The organism is Pyrococcus sp. ST04 (assembly GCF_000263735.1).
GTDB lineage: Archaea > Methanobacteriota_B > Thermococci > Thermococcales > Thermococcaceae > Pyrococcus.
This window is the reverse complement of sequence record NC_017946.1, coordinates 605,178-623,838: the sequence shown is the minus strand read 5'-3', so window position 1 is coordinate 623,838 and position 18,661 is coordinate 605,178. Positions and strand designations below refer to the sequence as shown.

18 protein-coding genes, 2 tRNA genes and 1 other RNA gene are annotated in these 18,661 nt (G+C 45.4%); 8 read left to right on the top strand and 13 right to left on the bottom strand.

What is annotated here, in order from left to right:
- Window positions 1-15 precede the first annotated feature (15 nt).
- Window positions 16-1,890, top strand: a complete 1,875-nt coding sequence (locus PY04_RS03195; RefSeq protein ID WP_014733741.1) for a S9 family peptidase — start codon at window positions 16-18, stop codon at window positions 1,888-1,890.
- On the opposite strand, the gene PY04_RS09470 is transcribed toward PY04_RS03195, so the two are convergent.
- Window positions 1,889-1,945: C/D box small nucleolar RNA (locus PY04_RS09470), an RNA gene on the bottom strand. The genes PY04_RS03195 and PY04_RS09470 overlap by 2 nt on opposite strands.
- Entirely contained in the window at window positions 1,938-2,951 is a 1,014-nt protein-coding gene (gyaR, locus tag PY04_RS03190) for a glyoxylate reductase (RefSeq protein ID WP_014733740.1), read from the bottom strand. The genes PY04_RS09470 and gyaR overlap by 8 nt, the downstream gene beginning before the upstream one ends.
- 95 nt (window positions 2,952-3,046) lie before the next feature.
- Here gyaR and PY04_RS03185 point away from each other — a divergent pair, with 95 nt between their 5' ends.
- Window positions 3,047-4,060, top strand: a complete 1,014-nt coding sequence (locus PY04_RS03185) for a hypothetical protein (RefSeq protein WP_014733739.1) — start codon at window positions 3,047-3,049, stop codon at window positions 4,058-4,060.
- On the opposite strand, the gene PY04_RS03180 is transcribed toward PY04_RS03185, so the two are convergent.
- From PY04_RS03180 to PY04_RS03165, 4 genes are all read right to left on the bottom strand, one after another.
- Complete coding sequence (locus tag PY04_RS03180) at window positions 4,018-5,196, bottom strand: CBS domain-containing protein (RefSeq protein ID WP_014733738.1); 1,179 nt, start codon at window positions 5,194-5,196, stop codon at window positions 4,018-4,020. The genes PY04_RS03185 and PY04_RS03180 overlap by 43 nt on opposite strands.
- Window positions 5,197-5,295: 99 nt before the next feature.
- The gene (gene nikR, locus PY04_RS03175; RefSeq protein WP_014733737.1) at window positions 5,296-5,712 is read right to left on the bottom strand and encodes a nickel-responsive transcriptional regulator NikR; all 417 of its coding nucleotides are present in this window, start codon (window positions 5,710-5,712) and stop codon (window positions 5,296-5,298) included.
- A gap of 43 nt (window positions 5,713-5,755) precedes the next feature.
- Window positions 5,756-5,843: transfer RNA gene (locus PY04_RS03170), tRNA-Leu, on the bottom strand.
- Between the two features lie 166 nt (window positions 5,844-6,009).
- Window positions 6,010-6,085: transfer RNA gene (locus PY04_RS03165), tRNA-Gln, on the bottom strand.
- A gap of 150 nt (window positions 6,086-6,235) precedes the next feature.
- Between PY04_RS03165 and PY04_RS03160 the strand changes: the two genes are divergently transcribed.
- From PY04_RS03160 to PY04_RS03135, 6 genes are all read left to right on the top strand, one after another.
- The gene (locus PY04_RS03160) at window positions 6,236-6,703 is read left to right on the top strand and encodes a hypothetical protein (protein ID WP_014733736.1); all 468 of its coding nucleotides are present in this window, start codon (window positions 6,236-6,238) and stop codon (window positions 6,701-6,703) included.
- Between the two features lie 166 nt (window positions 6,704-6,869).
- A complete protein-coding gene (locus PY04_RS03155) occupies window positions 6,870-7,475 on the top strand; it encodes a DUF1102 domain-containing protein (RefSeq protein ID WP_014733735.1) in 606 nt (201 codons plus the stop codon).
- 14 nt (window positions 7,476-7,489) lie between these two features.
- Window positions 7,490-8,020: a DUF1102 domain-containing protein gene (locus PY04_RS03150; protein WP_014733734.1), complete on the top strand. Its 531-nt coding sequence runs from the start codon at window positions 7,490-7,492 to the stop codon at window positions 8,018-8,020.
- Between the two features lie 42 nt (window positions 8,021-8,062).
- The gene (locus PY04_RS03145) at window positions 8,063-9,037 is read left to right on the top strand and encodes a signal peptidase I (RefSeq protein WP_014733733.1); all 975 of its coding nucleotides are present in this window, start codon (window positions 8,063-8,065) and stop codon (window positions 9,035-9,037) included.
- On the top strand, window positions 9,034-9,480 hold the full coding sequence (locus PY04_RS03140; RefSeq protein ID WP_014733732.1) for a hypothetical protein: 447 nt from the start codon (window positions 9,034-9,036) through the stop codon (window positions 9,478-9,480). Before PY04_RS03145 ends, PY04_RS03140 begins: the two co-directional genes overlap by 4 nt.
- The gene (locus PY04_RS03135) at window positions 9,440-10,399 is read left to right on the top strand and encodes a hypothetical protein (protein ID WP_237710139.1); all 960 of its coding nucleotides are present in this window, start codon (window positions 9,440-9,442) and stop codon (window positions 10,397-10,399) included. Before PY04_RS03140 ends, PY04_RS03135 begins: the two co-directional genes overlap by 41 nt.
- Here the strand turns inward: PY04_RS03135 and PY04_RS03130 are convergent.
- The 7 genes from PY04_RS03130 to PY04_RS03100 are packed head-to-tail and all read right to left on the bottom strand — an operon-like array spanning window position 10,368 to window position 18,661.
- A complete protein-coding gene (locus PY04_RS03130; protein WP_014733730.1) occupies window positions 10,368-12,341 on the bottom strand; it encodes a hypothetical protein in 1,974 nt (657 codons plus the stop codon). The genes PY04_RS03135 and PY04_RS03130 overlap by 32 nt on opposite strands.
- A gap of 5 nt (window positions 12,342-12,346) precedes the next feature.
- Window positions 12,347-14,056 carry an archaellar assembly protein FlaJ gene (gene flaJ / locus PY04_RS03125; protein WP_014733729.1) on the bottom strand — a complete coding sequence of 570 codons (1,710 nt, stop codon included), beginning with the start codon at window positions 14,054-14,056 and terminating at the stop codon, window positions 12,347-12,349.
- An 11-nt stretch (window positions 14,057-14,067) separates the two neighbouring features.
- A complete protein-coding gene (locus PY04_RS03120; protein WP_014733728.1) occupies window positions 14,068-15,681 on the bottom strand; it encodes a type II/IV secretion system ATPase subunit in 1,614 nt (537 codons plus the stop codon).
- A gap of 22 nt (window positions 15,682-15,703) precedes the next feature.
- The gene (locus PY04_RS03115; RefSeq protein ID WP_048055938.1) at window positions 15,704-16,402 is read right to left on the bottom strand and encodes an ATPase domain-containing protein; all 699 of its coding nucleotides are present in this window, start codon (window positions 16,400-16,402) and stop codon (window positions 15,704-15,706) included.
- Window positions 16,403-16,426: 24 nt separating this feature from the next.
- On the bottom strand, window positions 16,427-16,903 hold the full coding sequence (locus tag PY04_RS03110) for a flagellar protein G (protein ID WP_014733726.1): 477 nt from the start codon (window positions 16,901-16,903) through the stop codon (window positions 16,427-16,429).
- Window positions 16,904-17,386, bottom strand: a complete 483-nt coding sequence (locus PY04_RS03105) for a flagellar protein (RefSeq protein WP_048055937.1) — start codon at window positions 17,384-17,386, stop codon at window positions 16,904-16,906. It abuts the gene before it with no gap.
- An 18-nt stretch (window positions 17,387-17,404) separates the two neighbouring features.
- Window positions 17,405-18,661, bottom strand: a complete 1,257-nt coding sequence (locus PY04_RS03100; RefSeq protein ID WP_014733724.1) for a FlaD/FlaE family flagellar protein — start codon at window positions 18,659-18,661, stop codon at window positions 17,405-17,407.

Here is an 18,661-nt window from a genome sequence, read left to right as displayed (position 1 = left end):
ATTGGTGATACCGTTATGAGCAATATCGAATGGAACGAGAAAACCTTTACAAAATTCGCATACATTGGGGATCCTAGAACAAGGGGAAAGCTCGTTGCATACACCTTAACAAAGGCCAATCTCGAGAAAAATAAGTATGAAAGCACCATAGTTATCGAGGACTTGGAAAAGAGGTGGAAGAAGTACATAGAAAACGCAACAATGCCAAGACTTTCCCCAGATGAAAGAAAGATAGCATTTATGAGAGCTAATGAAGAGAGAAAAACTTCCGAAATCTGGATTGCAGAGGTAGAAACTCTCTCCGCAAAGAAAGTTTTGGAAGCAAAGAACATAAGATCAATAGAATGGAACGAAGACTCCAGAAGACTTCTCGTAGTTGGCTTCAAAAGGAGAGATGATGAGGACTTCATATTTGAAGATGATGTCCCCGCCTGGTTTGACAGGCTAGGCTTCTTCGACGGAGAAAAAACAACCTTCTGGATAGTTGACAGCGAAGCAGAAGAGGTTATAGACCAGTTCGAGAAGCCAAGGTTTTCATCGGGTATATGGCATGGTGACTCAATAGTCGTCAACGTCCCCCACAGAGAAGGCATACCTCAGTACTTCAAATTCTGGGATATTTACATCTGGAAGGATGGGGAAGAGGAGAGGTTGTTTGAAAAAGTTTCATATTCGGCAATAGACTCAGATGGTAGGAGCATACTACTCTACGGGAAGCCAGAAAAGAAGTTCATAAGTGAGCATGATAAGCTTTACATTTACGACGGAAAAGAGGTTACTCCTATAATGGACAAAATAGATAGGGAAGCTGGCCAAGCTAAAATAAAAGACGGGAATGTCTACTTCACACTTTACGAGGAAGGAAGCGTCAACCTTTACATGTGGAATGGAGAAGTCAAGGAAATTTCAAAGGGGAAGCACTGGATAATGGGATTTGACGTTGATGAAGTTGTAGTTTATCTGAAAGAGACTGCAACTAGGCTTAGGGAGCTTTACGTTTGGGATGGCGAGGAGAAGCAACTGACAGACTACAACGGCCTGATCTTCAAGAAGTTAAAAACTTATGAACCCAAACACTTCCGCTATAAGAGCATCGACCTGGAGATTGACGGATGGTACATAAAACCAGATATTAAGGAGGGAGAAAAGGCTCCCGTTATAGTGTTCGTCCACGGAGGACCAAAGGGAATGTATGGGTACTACTTCAAGTACGAGATGCAGCTAATGGCCAACAAGGGATATTACATAGTGTTCGTTAACCCAAGGGGAAGTAATGGCTACAGTGAGGACTTCGCACTTAGAGTACTGGAGAGAACGGGACTTGAGGACTTCCAAGACATTCTGAACGGTGTAGAAGAGTTCTTGAAACTGGAACCTCAGGCAGATAGGGAGAGGATAGGGATAACGGGCATAAGTTATGGAGGGTATATGACAAACTGGGCCCTAACACAGAGCGATTTATTTAAGGCTGGAATTAGCGAAAACGGAATAAGCTACTGGCTTACAAGCTATGCGTTCTCAGACATAGGGTTATGGTTTGACAAGGAAGTTATAGGGCCAAATCCACTTGAAAACGAGAACTACAAGAAGCTGAGTCCGCTATTCTATGCAAAGAATGTTAAGGCACCACTCCTCCTAATCCATTCCCTAGAAGACTACCGCTGTCCGTTAGACCAAAGCCTCATGTTCTACCATGTCCTCAAGGATCTCGGGAAGGAAGTCTATATAGCAATCTTCAAGAGGGGGCCACACGGACATAGTATTACGGGAAGTCCAAAGCACAGAATGAAGAGGTACAAGCTGTTCATGGAGTTCTTCGAAAGGAAGCTCAAGAGATATGAAGAGGGCTTTAACATAGAGGAGATACTAAAAGAAGGAAAGAAAGAGTAGCTCAGAGCGCGCTACATTCATCACACCTCAGGCAGGGATGGAGCTCATCATCGCCCCTCTTCAAACCCTGGCTTCCTTATTTTTATTACCTCTCTGTTAACCAAAGTTGGGGGAATTTCACCTTTCTTAAATGCTATTAGGTTTCTCGCCACAAGCTCGGCCATTCCCTCCCTGGCACCAAACGTTGCACTGCCTATGTGCGGAGTTAACACGACATTCTCGAGGGAAAAGAGCTCCTCATCATAGTAGGGCTCTTCCTCAAAAACATCCAACCCCGCCCCTGCTATCCACCCTTCCTTCAAGGCCTTTATGAGGGCCTTCGTATCAACGACCTTTCCCCTCGCCACGTTGATTAGGATTGCGCTCCTCTTCATAATCCTCAACCTGTCCTCATTAATCATATACATAGTTTCCTTCGTTAGGGGAACTGCGAGAACAACGAAATCGCTTTTCCTTAACAACTCTTCTAGAGGCTTGAATTCAGCGTTTAACTCTCTTTCAGCATCAAGCTTTCTCGTTCTAGAATAGTACAGGATTCTCATGTTAAATCCTCTAGCCCTTCTCGCTATTGCCTGTCCTATTCTTCCAAACCCTATGATCCCTATTGTCTTTCCATACACGTCAAATCCCAGAAACCACTTCGGATGCCAGGCTATTCCCTTTCTCTTCCACTCTCCACTCCTCACGAATTTGTCACCCTTAATCAAATGTCTCGCCGTCGCCAGCAAAAGGGCAAATGCCAAATCCGCCGTTGCGTCAGTTAAAACATCTGGAGTGTTGGTTACGTATATTCCCCTCCTAGTGGCCTCTTCAACATCTATGTTGTCATAACCAACCGCATAGTTAGCTACTATTCTCAGCCTTGGAGCATTCTCAAAGATTTCCCTATCTATCCTCTCACTAAGCATCGTGACCAAGGCGTCTACGTCCTTAACCTTCTCAAGGAGAACTTCCCTAGGAATTTCCTTCTCCTCTCCCCAAACTTCTACATCGAACTCCTTTTCGAGCATCCTTATCCCATTTTCGGGTATCTCCCTTGTTATGAACACCCTCGGCCTCATGCAACCTCCCCAGGTTACCATTTCACTGAAAGCTTTAAATCATCTGCGGGCAGGATTGTGAAACATTTTTATCTTTCTGGGGATAAATAATCCCGATGATAGAAGAACTCTTGAGAGTAAGGAAAGCACTTGAAGATGGGGACATAGAAAAGGCCCTCAAGATAGCCAATGGAATACAGGATAATTATTGGAGATCCTATGCCCTCAAATGGATAGCTCAAGAGCTTGTTCCTATTAACCCAGAGAGGGCTAGGAAGATAGCAGGCTCAATTCCGATAACATCTCTAAAGAGTGATGCTCTTCTGTATTTATCTTACGAGTTCTCGAAGAGAGAAAGATTCAAAGATGCCGTGGAGAGTGCAAAGCTGATTCCCGACTCGTACACGAAGAAAAAGGCCCTTAGAAGGATAAGTAATGCGATTGCTGAGGCTTTAAAAAGTAAGAACATTCTCGAAGTTAAGCTGAGTGATCTCGGGCTAGAGGAGGCGGACGTTGAGTTGTTGAAGCCCCTTCCAGAGGGGGTTAAGTACGAGGACGGAAAGTTCCTCATAGATGCTAACATAGTTAAGACAACTGAGGATTTCAAGAATGAGGTTGTAGATGTAACGGAAAGACCTGAGGAGGTTAAAAGTCCAGACGTTGGAGAGCTCGACTTTGAGAATATTTCCCCCGAGGACTTACCCGAGCCCCTCAAATCGTCCTTCTTGGAGCATATGGCCCTAGACTACCTTGAGAAAGGGGAGGTTGACAAGGCCGTTGAAATCTTAAAGATTATTGGAAAAGGTGGCCCTCTGCCAAGGTTGCTATTCTTTATCGGAAGGAATCAGGATATTGAAAGGGTGATTAGACCGATAGATAAGGTACTCCTAGCGTACAGAATACTCCTTTTGCTCCCTAGGGAAGATGCCATTCCGATCGTCGAACATATCTTTGAAGACGTTAAGAAAGCAAACCCCCAGAAGTTTTCAAGGATACTTAAGTTCTTGTCATTTGAGCTTCTTGAAGAAGGGAAGAAAATTGGAAATAAGGAGCTAATAGCGAAGTCAAAGGAGTTGTTTGAGAGAGCTCAGCGCCATAGCTCAAGTTTCTCAATGAACCTCTTGGCATAGCGTATGTCCCTTTCGAGTTCAGCTTTCTGAAGTAGTTGCCTCTCAATTGCCCTGATAGCATCATGTACAGCTTGGATTGCTCCCCAAGTTTCACCTTTTGCCACGAAAACTCCTCTGTCAGTTACAACCCTCATCCTGGCCTGGTAAAGGTGAACTCCCCTGAATTTCTCGTTGAACCTCCTTATGTATAGGTATATTATTCCCTCGTTTCCGAGGAGATCTGAATAGCCATCAACGAACCTCTTGATGTCATTTATTATCCTTTCCCTGGTGAACTCACTGAGGGCAGTTGCATCGCCTCCAAGCTGGAGGTAGAACCTCGCCTCCTTCTCTACCATCCTTGATATTGGCAGTAGGAGATCTTTAACCGTGAGAACCCCAACGACTTTGTTGTTTTCATCAACTACAACCAAGCCATCAATGTTGTTGTCCTTCATTGTGGAAACGGCTTCCCTAACAGTGGCGTCTGGAAGGATTGTGATAACTCCCTTAAGCATAGCCTCCCTGAGCTTCATGCTGAATGGAGGTATTTTTTCTCCAACGACCTCTCCTTTCTGTGCCTTGAACCTTGGCTTGATGAACCTTATTATCAGGTCGTGAAGTGTTACAAGCCCTTCCAGCTTTCCTTCTTCATCAACAACCGGAATCCTTGAAATTGCATGATCTCTCATTGTGGCCAGGGCCTTCGCAACAGTGTCATCTGGTGTCAAGGTTATGACATCCTTTGTCATGAACTCCTCGACCTTCCTCTTACCAAACTCCTCCGCAACTACCCTCTCAAGCAAGGCCATATCACTTATTACACCTATTATCTCAGCCTTGCTTTCACCGACGGGAAGGGATCTCAAATCTGTCTCGAGCATTAACTTAGCAGCATGGCTTAGATCATCGTTAGGTTTAATAACCGGAGCGGGCTTGTAAACATCCCTAACCTTGGCCTTTGTGGGATCCCATTTTAGGTGGGACCTTATAATCAAGTCCTGAGTAAGCACGCCTTTGTACACATTCCTATCAAACACGAGAATTAAATCGGGATCCTCCTTTTCAATAATTCCAATGGCCTCAGAAAGAGGCGCATTTATATCGATCTTGGCGTACTTGTCGGTCATAACTTCCTGCACTTGTATTCCGACCATTCCTTGCCACCTCCTGACAATTATTATTTTGGTTTTTGGCTAATTTAAACCTATTGACTTCAATCAGATTTTAGTAAGAAAAGGTTAATAAAAGTTTCGCTAAACGAGTTCCCTTCCCGTGGTCGTCATGACTAGTTTGCCGTGCTTCACTCCCTTGAGGCTTAGAAGCCTGTCGGCGATCTTCTTTATCTTCCTGGCTTCTCCCTTAACAACGACAACTTCTAAACAGTTATGCTCATCCATGTGAACGTGAAGGCTTGCAACGATCTCGTTGAGGTACTCGTGCTGGAGGTCTAGTAGCTCCTTAACAACGTCTGCCTCGTCGTGGTTGTAAACCATTGTTATCGTCCCAGCTACCTCCTCATTCCCAACTTCCCACTCGTACCTAACAATAAAATCCCTGATCAGATCTCTTATAGCCTCACTCCTGTTCGTGTAACCCTTCTCCTCAATTATCTTGTCGAACTTTTCAAGAAGCTCCTCTGGAATGGAAACACCAAACCTGACAACGTTCATGCAACCACCAAAATATACTCCACAGAAGAGTTAAATAATTAATTGGTGCGGGGGCGGGGATTTGAACCCCGGAACCCCTACGGGAGGGGATCTTGAGTCCCCCGCCTTTGACCAGGCTCGGCAACCCCCGCTTCAGTTCATTAGACTTTACACTAAATGCCGGCTTATAAAGTTTATCCGAACATGTGCTGATAGTTAACCACCAATCTGTTTCAAATGGAAAAACTTCAGGAGAAAATGTAGGTTCACTTTTTAAAGAGTGTTAGAAAGGAAATTAAAGGCCGAAACCTAGGGGTTTGGTAGCCCCGCGGGGATTCGAACCCCGGTCGCGGGATCCAGAGTCCCGCATGCTTGGCCGCTACACCACGGGGCTATGGCTCAATTTTTAGTCAAGAGAGTGAATTTTTAAGCTTTACGGTTATTTTGAAAAATTTCAATGAAAATAACGGAATTAGAGAATTTTTAAAAACTGAAAGTGACTCCAAAACCTTAATATAGTTTAGGAACACAAAGAAGAACTAAGGTGATAAACTTGATAATTCCCCATTTTTTCTTAGAGAATTCCTCATCTTCAATCATTCTTGGCAACGATAGAAGGTTTATGGTTGTTGAATTTTTAAGAAAAAACAATAATACAGCCGAAATAAGTCAACTCGTTGATTACATCGCAAAGATGGAAGGGAATGAAAGCAGGAGACATAGAAAGAGCATATATGTAAGCCTTGTCCAAACTCATCTCCCTAAGATGGAGAGAGAAGGGATAATTAAGGTTGAAAGGGGAAGGATAATGCTAGTAAATGTTCCTAAGGAGGTTGACAAGTACATTGACATTGAGAAGTCATCAAGCATGTGGCCAATAATATATGCATGCTTCTCCTGTATTGGACTAATATTCTCCCTACTTAGGGGGAGTGGAGAGGGGGTTATAATATCCCTCATATTACTCGGACTAGCCCTCGCCCACTGGAGCAAGATTGTTGAAAGAAGATAAGGCTCAGCTACCTCAGTTTCTTAATTTTGTTCCTTAACGTTGCTTCTTATCTATGGTAACTACTGGTTACCAGAAGTGCCCTGGGAATTAATTTGAAACTACCTATATACTTGAAGGTTCAAACACATGTTAGGTTCCACAACCGTGGGACCTCGAAGGTTAGGAGATGGAAAAAGTGAATAGATTTGGAATTGCCATACTTGGCTTGTTGGCCGTCTTTGGTCTCGTTTTAGGGGCTGGGGCCAACTTTAGGGACTACAACGCAAGCAGAAGTGTCCATTGGGATATCGTGAGTGATGATACTGAGTTAATAGACCTAGTAGCACTTCAGCCATATGCATACATAAATACAACTACAGGAAAGCTTGTCATAGACTTCTCTCCAAGCAACCCCAACTACCCAGGCTACGGGAACGGAATAAGCCCCGCAGCGGAATACAACTTTGACGAAGTTTTTGGAGTCAGCAACCACCTTTGGGAAGAAGATATGGACATTGTCGTTGAGATAAAGTCCACCAACTCACACGTAGAGCTGTATGGAGCAGATGGAGACGTATATTCAGCATATGATGGTACCCTAGCATCAGCAAGCGACTCAGCTAGAGATTGGGTATGCTTTGTGGTGTCACACGGACAGACAGTGAAGATTGGTGTTGATCTTTCAGCAAATGGAGACAGTCCAGGAGACTTCTGGACTGGAAGTTTAGAGATTAAAGCATATAGGCTGGGCACTGAGCCTGCTGAGCTAGCAGGCAAGTGCGGACAGCCGTGAAGGAGGTATGAGAAATGAATAAGTTGTTTGGAATTGCCCTGTTCCTTGCAGGGCTTATGTTGGCAGTTGGCGCTGGAGCCAACTTCAGGTATTTTGAGGCAAGTAGAGATGTTAACGTCGCCATAGTGGCGGATGACAACGAGTTAATAGACCTAACCCCACTGCAACCCTATGTGTACTTGAACAATGGAAAGATGACCGTCGAGATCTCAAGCAACCATCCAGACTACCCAGGATATGGAGCTGGCCTCAGCCCTGACACGATCTACGTGTTTGAGGAAATGTTTGAGGTAAGCAACGAGCTTTGGGAAAATGAGGGCGGAGATTACCCAATCTGTGTTACTATTAAGGCCGATGAGGGAGTTAAGCTATTTACTGGAAGCTACGACAACCCAACTGCAGGACCAAGTGACCAGATCAAGTTTACAGTATACCACAACGATCCGGTTAAAGTTGGAATGATCTTCAACACGACAGGGATGGATCTGGGCTCAGAACAAATCCAGATAGACATAAATGCAGAAGCAGGTGCATGCCAGCAGTGAGGAGCTTCGGCTCCTTTTTATATTCCTTCTTGGTGAATTGAGATGCGGGCCTCCGAAGTTATTATGATGTCATTCGTTATGGCGGTGTTGATTCCTTCTGTAATTGGATTCATTGTGGGAAGGCCCGTCTTCGTGTCATATGTTTACTCGGACAGCATGTATCCCACATTAAAGAGGTGGGATGTTTTCTTCATAAACCCGCTAGCCAAGGGGGACGTTGGAGATATAATAGTCTTCAACCTCTCGGGAAAGTGGACGGTTCATAGAGTTTATGCGATAACTAGCGAAGGCTACATAACCAAGGGAGACAACAATGTTGCCACAGATCAGCAAGGTGGCAAAAACCCACCCATTAAGGAGGATCAAATAATTGGGAAGGTAATAACCATAGGAGGGAAGCCACTTAAGATACCTGAACTTGGAAAGCACCTAAATTCCCCGATAGGAGCAATAGCCCTCACACTTGTTGGGGGGTTACTCCTTGCAAGTGGAGAGCAGAGGAGGAAAAAGAGGAGAAAAGTTATCGTCATTGATAGCGCGAATCTTTATACAGCATTATCCGCTCTCCTAGTGCTCTCAATGATATTCGTAGGTTCAATGAACTGGGGAAAGGTGGAGATAACATACGCCTCAACGATGGCAGGGGGACAGAGAGAAGGTTGGTATTTACCCGGTAGTATCATTGAGAGGAATATCACGATAAGGAACAATGCACTTATTCCAATGGTCCTAGTAGTGGATGGGAAGATTGTGAGCAAGGATGTAATGATTCTCAAGGGTAGAGAGGAGGTAAACGTAAAGGCAAATATAGATGTTCCCCTCGAGACTAGAGTATATACGGAAGCAGTTAACGTCCACTCTTACTACCCAATACTACCCAAAGACCTCGTCCTCTCCATGTACAACATAAACCCTTACCTACCCCTGCTTGTCGAGGGGCTCATAGTGTTCTTCGCCCTACTACTGCTGAAACCACTCCTGGGAGAGCCAGAAGTTATAGGGAGGTTTAGAATTTGATTAGGAAAGCTTTAGGCATAATATTCATAGTCATCGGATTTATATTTGCTTCAGTATCCGTGAGCTCTCACTTCAGAGAGTACAGCGCAACGAGGAGCATTGTCGTTGGATTTTCGGATGATCCTTTCATAGATGTGGAGTGCATTAACTATCACCATTGCCCCTGCCATCTCAACTTTACTCTCAACTCTACGTGCAAGGATAAGCATAGGCATGGGAGAGGGATAAGGGTAACAAACAATCTAGATGAAACAATAAAGGTTGAGGTGGACTGTAGCAAGGGGAACTTTACGACTACCTTCTTCCTGCAACCCGGAGAGAGTGAGGTTGTCTTAAAGAGGAGAGGGTGCAGGAGTTCCACTTTCATAGTAACTGCCAAATGGAATGGAGGAAGCGCGAGGATTGTTAAAAGTTGTGGTTGTGGACATAATGAAAAATGTTAGGAAGGAATACATATTTGCAGGTTTTTTCGTTCTGTTTTTCGTTTTAACAGTATTTGCATACACCGAAAGCCCTAGCTATGAAAAGCAAGAACTAGTTTCCCAGGTAGTACAGGAAGGGCACTTAGAGCACTCGGCCTATTTGAAGAACGACACTGTCTTTGGGAGGGTTGCTAGTTTAAGGTACTATCCTACAAAGATAACGGAGGCAATTTATGGTAACTACTCGTACTCAATAACTCCAGCAAAGGAAGGCTCCTACTGGATTTATGGTGAGGTCTCATATTATGTCACGAAAGGGAAAGAGAAAGTTTACTTAATAAATGAAACAATATTCAACTACAAGGGCAAGCTATCCGATGGGGCATTTTCAAGGAAGTTCGAGGTTAACTTAACAAAGATCGAGGAAGAGAAAAAGAGGCTCGCCGAAGCACTCAGCCTTCCGCGGATTTCCTACGATATCAAAGTAATAAGCAAGGTTAGAACATCCCTTGGAGAGTTCAAGCAAGAGATGCCAATAGTGAACGATCCGGTAAGTGGACTTACCTACATAAAAGGGACGGATATAGAGAAGAAGCACAACGACGTGAGAAAGATAACAATAAACAATACGCTACTTGGCATGAGCGTCTCAACTGCAAGGCTGGTGTTCCCGATATTAGCCTTAATATCAGGAGTACTTGCACTAGTGCTATGGAAGCCAAAGCCCAGAAGAAGGATAAGCGCCATTGAAGGAGTGCCAAAGGGGATAAGTGCTAGGGTCGTCGTGAATAGTGACAAGAGCTTAAAAAAGATATCAAAGATTCTAGGAGTCCCTATAATTCACTACCGTATAGATGGGGCCGACATATATGGAGTCATAGATGGCCAGGTTATTTATGAGTGGTGGGCTATGCGCGACGGGCCTGAATCCAGGCAATGAGGATTATAAGGCCCGCCCCAACCCCAGCTCCAATAAGGAACGTTAGTAGTGTACCAACAAAGCTTCTCTCACTTACAGTTACCGTCTGGGTTACGGTCCTCGTTAGTACCTGTGTTCTCACGCTGGTCTTTGTGGTTGTCTTTACTTCGCTCTTAGTTTCAGTAACGGTAGTTTCCTTTGTCACAGTTTCCGTCTTCGTTATCACAGTTCCATTTCCAATGGTTAGGGTCTTAGTTACAGTCACAACTTGGACTCCACCATTTGATTTCACAACCGGGATTTCAAGCGAACTCTTGTACACTTCCTTTCCAAACGCCTGCAGACTCAGAGAGACCGTGTAGTTGCCTGGTGTTACGGCAACTAACTTCACAGGATGAGTGCCATTAGACACCTGTAGAATGTACGTTCCACTCCTCACTTCTCCCTCCGAAAGAACTCCAACTCCTGGGGGAAGCTTAAGCATCAAGATCCCCGCGAAGCCCTTCGGAGCATCGATCGTGAAGTTAATGTCAAAGGGTGAACCAACAACGACTTCCTTAGGTGATCCCACACTAACAGAGACGTTTAGGGGAGATACGTACACTTTCGGCTCATTTGAATAGAACTTGAGGGCCTTTAATCCACCACAGGCCAGGGGATAGGGAACTGGGCCTTCAATAACTACCCTCCCCAATGTCGTGTTTCCGGCTTTGAGGGGGACGATCTTGAACTTAAGGGTAACCTCCTTTCCAGCGTCAAGTTCCTTAATTATCTTCATGTCCTCCCCGAGAACCTCAATACCATCTCCCGGCTCAAATTTCGCAACCATTCCATACACTTTCCAGTTTCCAATGTTCTTTATCCTGACCTGAATTTCCTTGGGAACGAGCTCAGTAACGTTGATTGGCATCAGTGTCACGTTTAATAGAGCTAGATACCTCGGCCTTTCTTCTGGGTTGTAGAAGGTTATGAATGTAGCCTTCTCTCCATTGGAGTCCTCAGATACGTTGGCAACACCTATAGATATTCCGTCGTACGTAATCGATGGAATTACAACAGGATTGGCCCTTAGAACTTGAGAGTATAAGACGTCTCCACAAGAGTTCAAGATAGACAGGTAAACGTAATTATCGCTAATTCCATTAACCCTCACTATGAAATCACCAATGGCGTGATCTTTGCCCTCATAAACCGTGAAAGTTGTTGCAGGGTTGTAAGAGATGGCTATGTTTAGGGCCTTTAGGTAAACCGTTAGGGAAATCCTTGGATCACAAAGGTTGTTGACCATTACACACCTGAACCCGTTGTACTTCACTAAGAAAACCCCAATATCCGCAACCTCTCCCTCCCCAATTTCATATTTACTTCCATTGTAGGATACAACTAGAACGCTGGATGTCTCATTATTAACCACCGTCATATTTAGCCCATCTATGTGGAGAAGGTAATCTCCATAGGTGACGTTGTCACCTATCTTGAGCTCACCGTTGAAGATTAGGGGCTTTGAGCCTATCAAAACGGAATAGTTGCCTATTACAGCCTTTGATTCCTTTATGCTCTTCTCCTCTCCTTCATAAGTGGCTAGCACTTCAAAGGAGTCCCACTCAACGCTCTTAACTTTAAGGGTTAGGTTCTCAACCTTAACCTCCCCACCAACCATAACCCCGGGGAACATTGCATTAATGTAGAATCTAGCCACACTTCCCGAGAACACCCTCTCAACCTTAATGGAGGCGTTCTTCACAGTAAGTGTATCACCCAGGGGTATGGAATAGTAAGATGTTCCCTCCCCCGTGCTTAGCTGTAGGTACACGCTCCTTGTGGATGGATCAAAGTCCATTATAGTAAGAGTATAGTTTCCAAACGTTATCGAATCACCTAACCCCACCCAGCCAACGTAAGATGATGCGCTGACCCAGGGAACCATTAAGAGGAGTACGAGGAGCAGCATTGCCTTCCTCATAACCCTCACCCTCCTAGGAGGTGTATTATCATCTCTCCCCCACCAAGGCTCATGAACCTCGCCATGAGCGATTGACCCACGTACATTCCAGCGGCAAAGACCCAGAGTAGTATCACGAAGTAGTAGAGTGATCCTAAGATGTGGCCACCGTCGGCTATCTTTATCGCCATTGCAGAGAGAAGCGAGTGGGCAACCATCATAACGAGCATTGAAATCGTTAGTAGCTGCATTCCACTTGGGGGAATTACGTGAATTATGTCACCAATGTACTCGGTGGGTATCTGTAGTCTGCTGAAGAGGTCGTTTATCGAGACCGCTACTTGGAACGAGGCTGCCAATGAAAACGCGAATGCACCGGTGAGTCCGAGGATTATACCTATGAAGTTTGAAACGCTCTGCTGTCTTTTCCTCCTAAGTCTCACCAGCCTCTCGAAGTTTCTGCTTATGACCTTTCCAACATAGTCGGGCTCCGCACCGAGCCTCAGGCTTTCCCTGAATATCTCGGAAAATATACCAATTAGCCAGCTTCCGGTTTCCGCTATGAAGAAGTCCCACGCTCTCTGGGTATCAACCCTAACGGCGAGCCTCCTATAGAGGGCTCTTATATCCTCAGTTAGGGTTCCAAAGTCGTGAGCGCTCAGGTACTTGAGCACGAGGAGCAAAGAGGCACCACTCGCAGCTAGAGAAGATGCAAGGCTTCTTATGAAGGCCGGAAAGTTCTCATCTTTCCTAAATATCGATGCTTCCTCCTTCCTGACGACATTTCCCACGTATATAAGGGGGGTTAAGACGAGGGCTATAACGAAGGGTGTTGGAATTGAGAATCTTGGCCTTATCAGCGTTAAGTAAGCCAAAAAGACAACGGGAATCAATGCTATCGAAATTATCAATGCTTTCCTAATCTTTTCATACCTTGGAGTCTTTACCTTTGCCTCAGCCCATATTGGATCCTCGGGCATCCTGTACTTTATCACGAAGAGGGTTCCTATTTCAGCGGCGAGGATTAGGAAGATAAGGTAGAGGGCGAGCCTCCCTATATTCTGACCTGTAATTAATGGCCCTATAATTATGAATGCTGCCGCGAACACGACTGAGATTATGATGGACTCGTATATCTCCTTGAATATGTCGAGATCATAGAGGGCTCCCTCGTAGAATGTTTGATAGTCATCCATAACCGTCTGTTGCTCTTGGAAGAGGTAATCCTTCAACTCGACACCGCTGTCGAGGGAATAAGCAAGCCTGTCTAGGAAATCTGCAAAAACCCTACTCGGAGTTCTTCTAGCCAGGAACCTGAAGGCTTCCGGCATTGATCTGTGGAGCTTGTCAACTATTATGTAAACCTTCTTAAGCTCAGTTGCTATGGCCCCTAGCTTTGGGTCGCTGGCCAAAACTTTAAGCAGATCACTCCTCCCGATCTCACTCGTGGAGAGAACGGCGAAGTATGTTATGAAGTAGGGGAGCTTTGAGTTTATGCTTATCCTCTTTGAATCGGCCATAAGGTAAGGGTATGCAGTGACATATATGGCGAGGATTATTGGGATTAAGTACATGAAAAGCCTAAGTCCAGTTGGAAGGGCAACAATCCTGCTGAATATATTAACAACTATGAAGATCACACCCGACCCTATAAGGCCAGGAATCAAGGTTTTCCTTATGTACTCCTTTGGATCCAGGTCTGCCTTGACGAAGATGCTGATCTTCTCTTCTGGCATTGAAAACCACCTCAGAGCCTGAAGCTGAGGCCTTCGATACCCCTCTGGTAGAAGGCCTTAATCTCCCTGTAAACGTCCCAGTAGTTGAATATCTTAAGCTCAATCATTCTTTGGATTATTCTAGCCCTCAGGAACAGCTCATCATAAATGTCTTTGGGATCCTCATACCCAGCTATCTCAGCTATCTTCCTCTCGAGGATGTACGAGTTGTTCATACCTCTGAATATGTGCTTGTCACTCACTGGATCCCACTCAAAAACGTTCCTAGTTGCAACGCCACCAAGTTCTTCATAGTAGCCCTCGATCTCAACGACGGTGACGACTCTTCTCAGGAACTTGCCCCTAACGTAAACGGCTTGCTGGAAGAGAGCTATGTTGAGGTTGTCGATGAAGGTTATCGGAACGTTTATTGGAGAACCCGTGAAACGCTGGATCATCTTCTTAACGTCACCCGCGTGGAAGGTGCTCATAACGGGGTGACCTGTCTGCATTGCCTGGAACGCTATAGCACCCTCGGCACCTCTGATCTCACCGACTATGATGTAGTTAGGTCTCGATCTCAAGGCCGCCTTAAGCAGGTCGAACAGGGTAACTCTGCTCTCCTCGGGGCCCCTCTCTCTTGTAACGAGCCTCTGCCATGTTGGATGGGGAACTTGGACTTCAGGAGTATCCTCGGCGGTAAAGACTTTAGAACCGGGCTTTATGAAGGGAATTATAGCGTTAAGTGTGGTTGTCTTTCCAGATGCAGTTTCACCGCATACGAAAATACTCATACCGTACTCTATCGCTAGCCAGAGATATGCTGCCACCTCAGCGCTCATCGTTCCCCATGCTACAAGTTGAGTTATGCTAAGTGGAGTAGCGGCGAACTTTCTTATCGTAGCACTTGGTCCCTTGAGCGAGATGTCGGGGGAGTAGATTATGTTTATACGAGAGCCATCTGGGAGGGAACCATCGACTATTGGGTTTCTGTCACTCACAGGCCTTCCAATTCTCTCTGAAAGGTTCTTGAAGTAATCGGCAAGCTCAACATTGTCCTTCCACTTTATGTTCGTTGGAAGGTGCTCGAATATCTTATGGACGAGGGAAACGTAGTGAGCTCCTATGATGTGAATATCCTCGATGTAGGGGTCTCTAGCAAGGGGCTCGAGGGGACCAATTCCAATGATGTCTCTCTTTATCAAATACCTAAACTTCTCCATCTCTTCCTTGGTTATAGTTATCCCCTTCCTCCCCTTAACAAGAGAGAGAACAGCCTCTTCAAAGAGAGAGTCAAGAAACCTTTCAAACTCCTCTTGCTCCTCTGGAATATCCCTTGTCGGGGCAAGCTCAAGTATTCTATCCTTTATCATTTTGTACTTCTCTTCCTCTTCTCTCGTCTCTATCCTCGGCTCTATCACTATATACTGTCTCTCCGTTTGAGGGTCCCCATAAATATGGATGAATATCGGATCCCCCACTGGGTAGATTATATTTGGATAAGGGATGTCTTTCATATCTCTACTTAGCTGAACATGGAACTCTGGGATTTTACCATACTTCTTCCTAAACTGCTCAACGTACTTTCTAAGGTGGGGATTTCTTCTCATTGCATCTTCAAGAGTTTGGGATACGGCCTCCGCCATTCCCAACCACCCCCTCTCGCCTTCATACTACAGCCGCAATCTCAACTACCAATCCAACCTTCGGCTCTACCCTGAAGGGTATTATCTTCTGAAACACGCCCTTAGCGTTGTTGTACTTGACTATTGTCGCGGAATTCTTCAGATCGCCACCGAACACCCTAACGTTGAGCCTCATAAGTAAGGTTGAGGCTTCCTCGAGGAGGAACAGTATGTCCCTAGGAAGCTCTTCAGGGTTTGCGGTAAGGATCACAACCTTGCCAAGGCTCGATAACCTCTTAATATACATCAGGAAGTTCCTCACGCTCCTAACTTCCTGCTCTCGCGAGAGCACGGATGAGAATGAATCTATAACAACAACATCCTGCTCCCATAGACGGGGCTCACCAAGCAACCTACTAAGGAACTTTCTCTCCTCACTAACACCGCTAAGTAAAGGGTAAAGAGATACAAACACGAGCTTCTTCCTTATTAGGAAAGGGATGACATCGTAACTAATAGACATCATCTGCTTAACGTACTCAACGGTCGTGTATTGGGATGAAATATAGCTTGCGGTGTACCCATTCATCAGAAAACCATAGAGCAACCTTTGAGATAGGATTGACTTCCCTGTACCCCTGTCACCCTCTATGAGCATTATTGTCCCAGCGGGAATACCGCCACCAAGCCTCCTGTGAAGCTCATCGCCCTTTAGGTCAATCCTAAGCAGCTCCTCGACCAAGATGATCACCCCCTGGAACTGATTTCAGCTTATCCTAAACACGAGGCTCCTTCTCTTCCCATTCTCTAGGACTACCTGTATCCTGTGAGTGCCTGCACTCAACTGAGTTCCAAGGGTGACCTTTATCACCCCAACCTCGTAAGGGTCAAGGGAGGATATTGGATTCCCGTTAACATCAGTGAATGTTAGATTTGCTGAAGGAATCAGGTTACCGTCTATGAAAACCTGAACCGAATTCGCATCGAAGGCAAATGCCTCCTTTCCTATGTTCTTTACGTAAAATGTATAGTTATATGGTCCAGCTCCAGCAACTGGAATGTTGTTTGGATCGTTTATGATAGCGAAGTCTATTCTAAGGTTATCAGCGAGGATAGCCCCCCTGGCCTTCATACCGTTGGCAATGTCATTGGTGACATAAGCTAAAGCCCCTGCAACACTACCTGCAACTATTACTGCCACTATGAACATTATGAGCTCGCTCGCTGGACCCCCTGCTGCCATTCAGCTCACCTCCGCTGGACATTGAACCGACTTTCCATCAACAACATAAACTTCATTAGTCGTGTCGTAATGATATGTAACAATTAACTGACAACCGTTTGCAAATGCCAAAACGACATTATTTAAGCTACCGCTAGTGTCAGCTCCGTTAGTTATTGTAACGGTGTAATTATTATTTGGAACTAACCAACCCAGATTTAGGAATGATACATACGTCCCATTATGGATGATATCAATGTTACCGTAGAGAGTTTGGCCCAAATATTGGAACGTTAATGTGATATTAGTAGTTGAACCCGAGACAGGGGAAATCGAAACTTGGCCAATATTAAAATGAGCCTGAGAAATCCGCAAAGAAAACCAAAAATCTCTAGCATCTTGGACATCGCTGTAACTACTGTCCCACGCTGAATAAAGCGTTGCTGCTGCCACTAAAAAGGATATAAAGATTATCGCTGCGCTCGCTGAAACGCTGAACCCCAATGAAGGTCCCCTCCATCACTAGACACCGTAGAACTCGTCTAATGTCTTCTCTAGCATCTTGACTTCCCTTTCCAGCTTGTCGAGGACATCCCTTGTTATCCTAAGGCCCCTAAGCCTCTCGATGAAGAGTAAGCTTATCAAGTGGTCTTGAACAGTCAACTTTTCAGCAGGCTTCCACTCGGGATCCCTGTGGTGTGGCCTCGTTCCCCTAGCAAACCTTAGTAGCTGGTTGAGAACCTTCTCGCTTATCCACCCTATCTCGTAGTAAAACTCAAGAACCTTCTCGAGGTTCTGCATACCGACCCTGTCAATTAGGAAGCCAAGCCACTTTAAGGCAATCATTATGGAAACAACGTCTTCTGGTATTTCTTCAAGCCTTGCCTTCTTGGGCTCTTCCTCGAACAGGATGCTCGCGATGTCCTCTGGTATTTTCATCTTTTCAGCCATAACACCACCCTCCTCAACCTTTTCTTCTTCAACATGAGCGGGAACTTCTTCAACAACTTCCTCAGGCTTCTCCTCAACAACCTCAACTTCTTCAGGCTTAACTTCCTCCTCAACAACCTCGGGAGTTACCTCCTCAATCTCGGGCTTAACCTCCTCAACAACTTCAACTTCCTCGGGCTTCTCCTCAACCACTTCTTCAACTTTTTCCTCGACAACTTCCTCAGGCTTAGCAGCCTCAGCCTCTAGCTCCTCAACCTTCTCTGCAACTTCTGCAACCTCTTCGGTAGTAATTTCCTCACCCTTCTCCAGCTTCTCCTCAAGCTCCTCAATCTTAGCTTTAGCTTCCTCCACCTTCTCCCCAGCTATCTTCTCCTCAAGCTTCTCAAGCTTCTCATGTAACTCCTCGATCTTTTCGGTTATCTCCCTCGGAACTTTCTCCCTAGGCTTCTCTTCAAGCAACTCCTCAATCTTCTCTATCTTCTCACTAACCTCGGCAGCTTTTTCAGCTACGGCCTCAGCCTTCTTCTCATGAACGGTAAACTTCTTTTCCTCGAGGGCCTCAACGAGCCTAGCAAGCTGAGCGCTTAGGTCACTAAGCTTCTTACCGAGCTCATCGACCCTCTTGCTTATCTGCTCGTATTTTGCTGCTTGACTTCCATAGGCATCGAGCACCCTCTTTATTATCTCGTCAAGCTGCTGGGGCGTTAGAGAGTCTTTCTTTGCCATGAGCTTTTCCCTGAGCTCCTCTATGACAACGCTTGGCACCTTGCCCTTGAGCTCTGAGAGCTTGGCATTGATCTCTGCATCGGTGACGTAGCCGACCTCCAT

Coding starts and splice junctions, on each gene's coding strand:
- PY04_RS03195 (WP_014733741.1), top strand. CDS start 16: ATGAGCAATATCGAATGGAACGAGAAAACCTTTACAAAATTCGCATAC.
- gyaR (WP_014733740.1), bottom strand. CDS start 2,951: ATGAGGCCGAGGGTGTTCATAACAAGGGAGATACCCGAAAATGGGATA.
- PY04_RS03185 (WP_014733739.1), top strand. CDS start 3,047: ATGATAGAAGAACTCTTGAGAGTAAGGAAAGCACTTGAAGATGGGGAC.
- PY04_RS03180 (WP_014733738.1), bottom strand. CDS start 5,196: ATGGTCGGAATACAAGTGCAGGAAGTTATGACCGACAAGTACGCCAAG.
- nikR (WP_014733737.1), bottom strand. CDS start 5,712: ATGAACGTTGTCAGGTTTGGTGTTTCCATTCCAGAGGAGCTTCTTGAA.
- PY04_RS03155 (WP_014733735.1), top strand. CDS start 6,870: ATGGAAAAAGTGAATAGATTTGGAATTGCCATACTTGGCTTGTTGGCC.
- PY04_RS03150 (WP_014733734.1), top strand. CDS start 7,490: ATGAATAAGTTGTTTGGAATTGCCCTGTTCCTTGCAGGGCTTATGTTG.
- PY04_RS03145 (WP_014733733.1), top strand. CDS start 8,063: ATGCGGGCCTCCGAAGTTATTATGATGTCATTCGTTATGGCGGTGTTG.
- PY04_RS03130 (WP_014733730.1), bottom strand. CDS start 12,341: ATGAGGAAGGCAATGCTGCTCCTCGTACTCCTCTTAATGGTTCCCTGG.
- flaJ (WP_014733729.1), bottom strand. CDS start 14,056: ATGCCAGAAGAGAAGATCAGCATCTTCGTCAAGGCAGACCTGGATCCA.
- PY04_RS03120 (WP_014733728.1), bottom strand. CDS start 15,681: ATGGCGGAGGCCGTATCCCAAACTCTTGAAGATGCAATGAGAAGAAAT.
- PY04_RS03110 (WP_014733726.1), bottom strand. CDS start 16,903: ATGGCAGCAGGGGGTCCAGCGAGCGAGCTCATAATGTTCATAGTGGCA.
- PY04_RS03100 (WP_014733724.1), bottom strand. CDS start 18,661: ATGGAGGTCGGCTACGTCACCGATGCAGAGATCAATGCCAAGCTCTCA.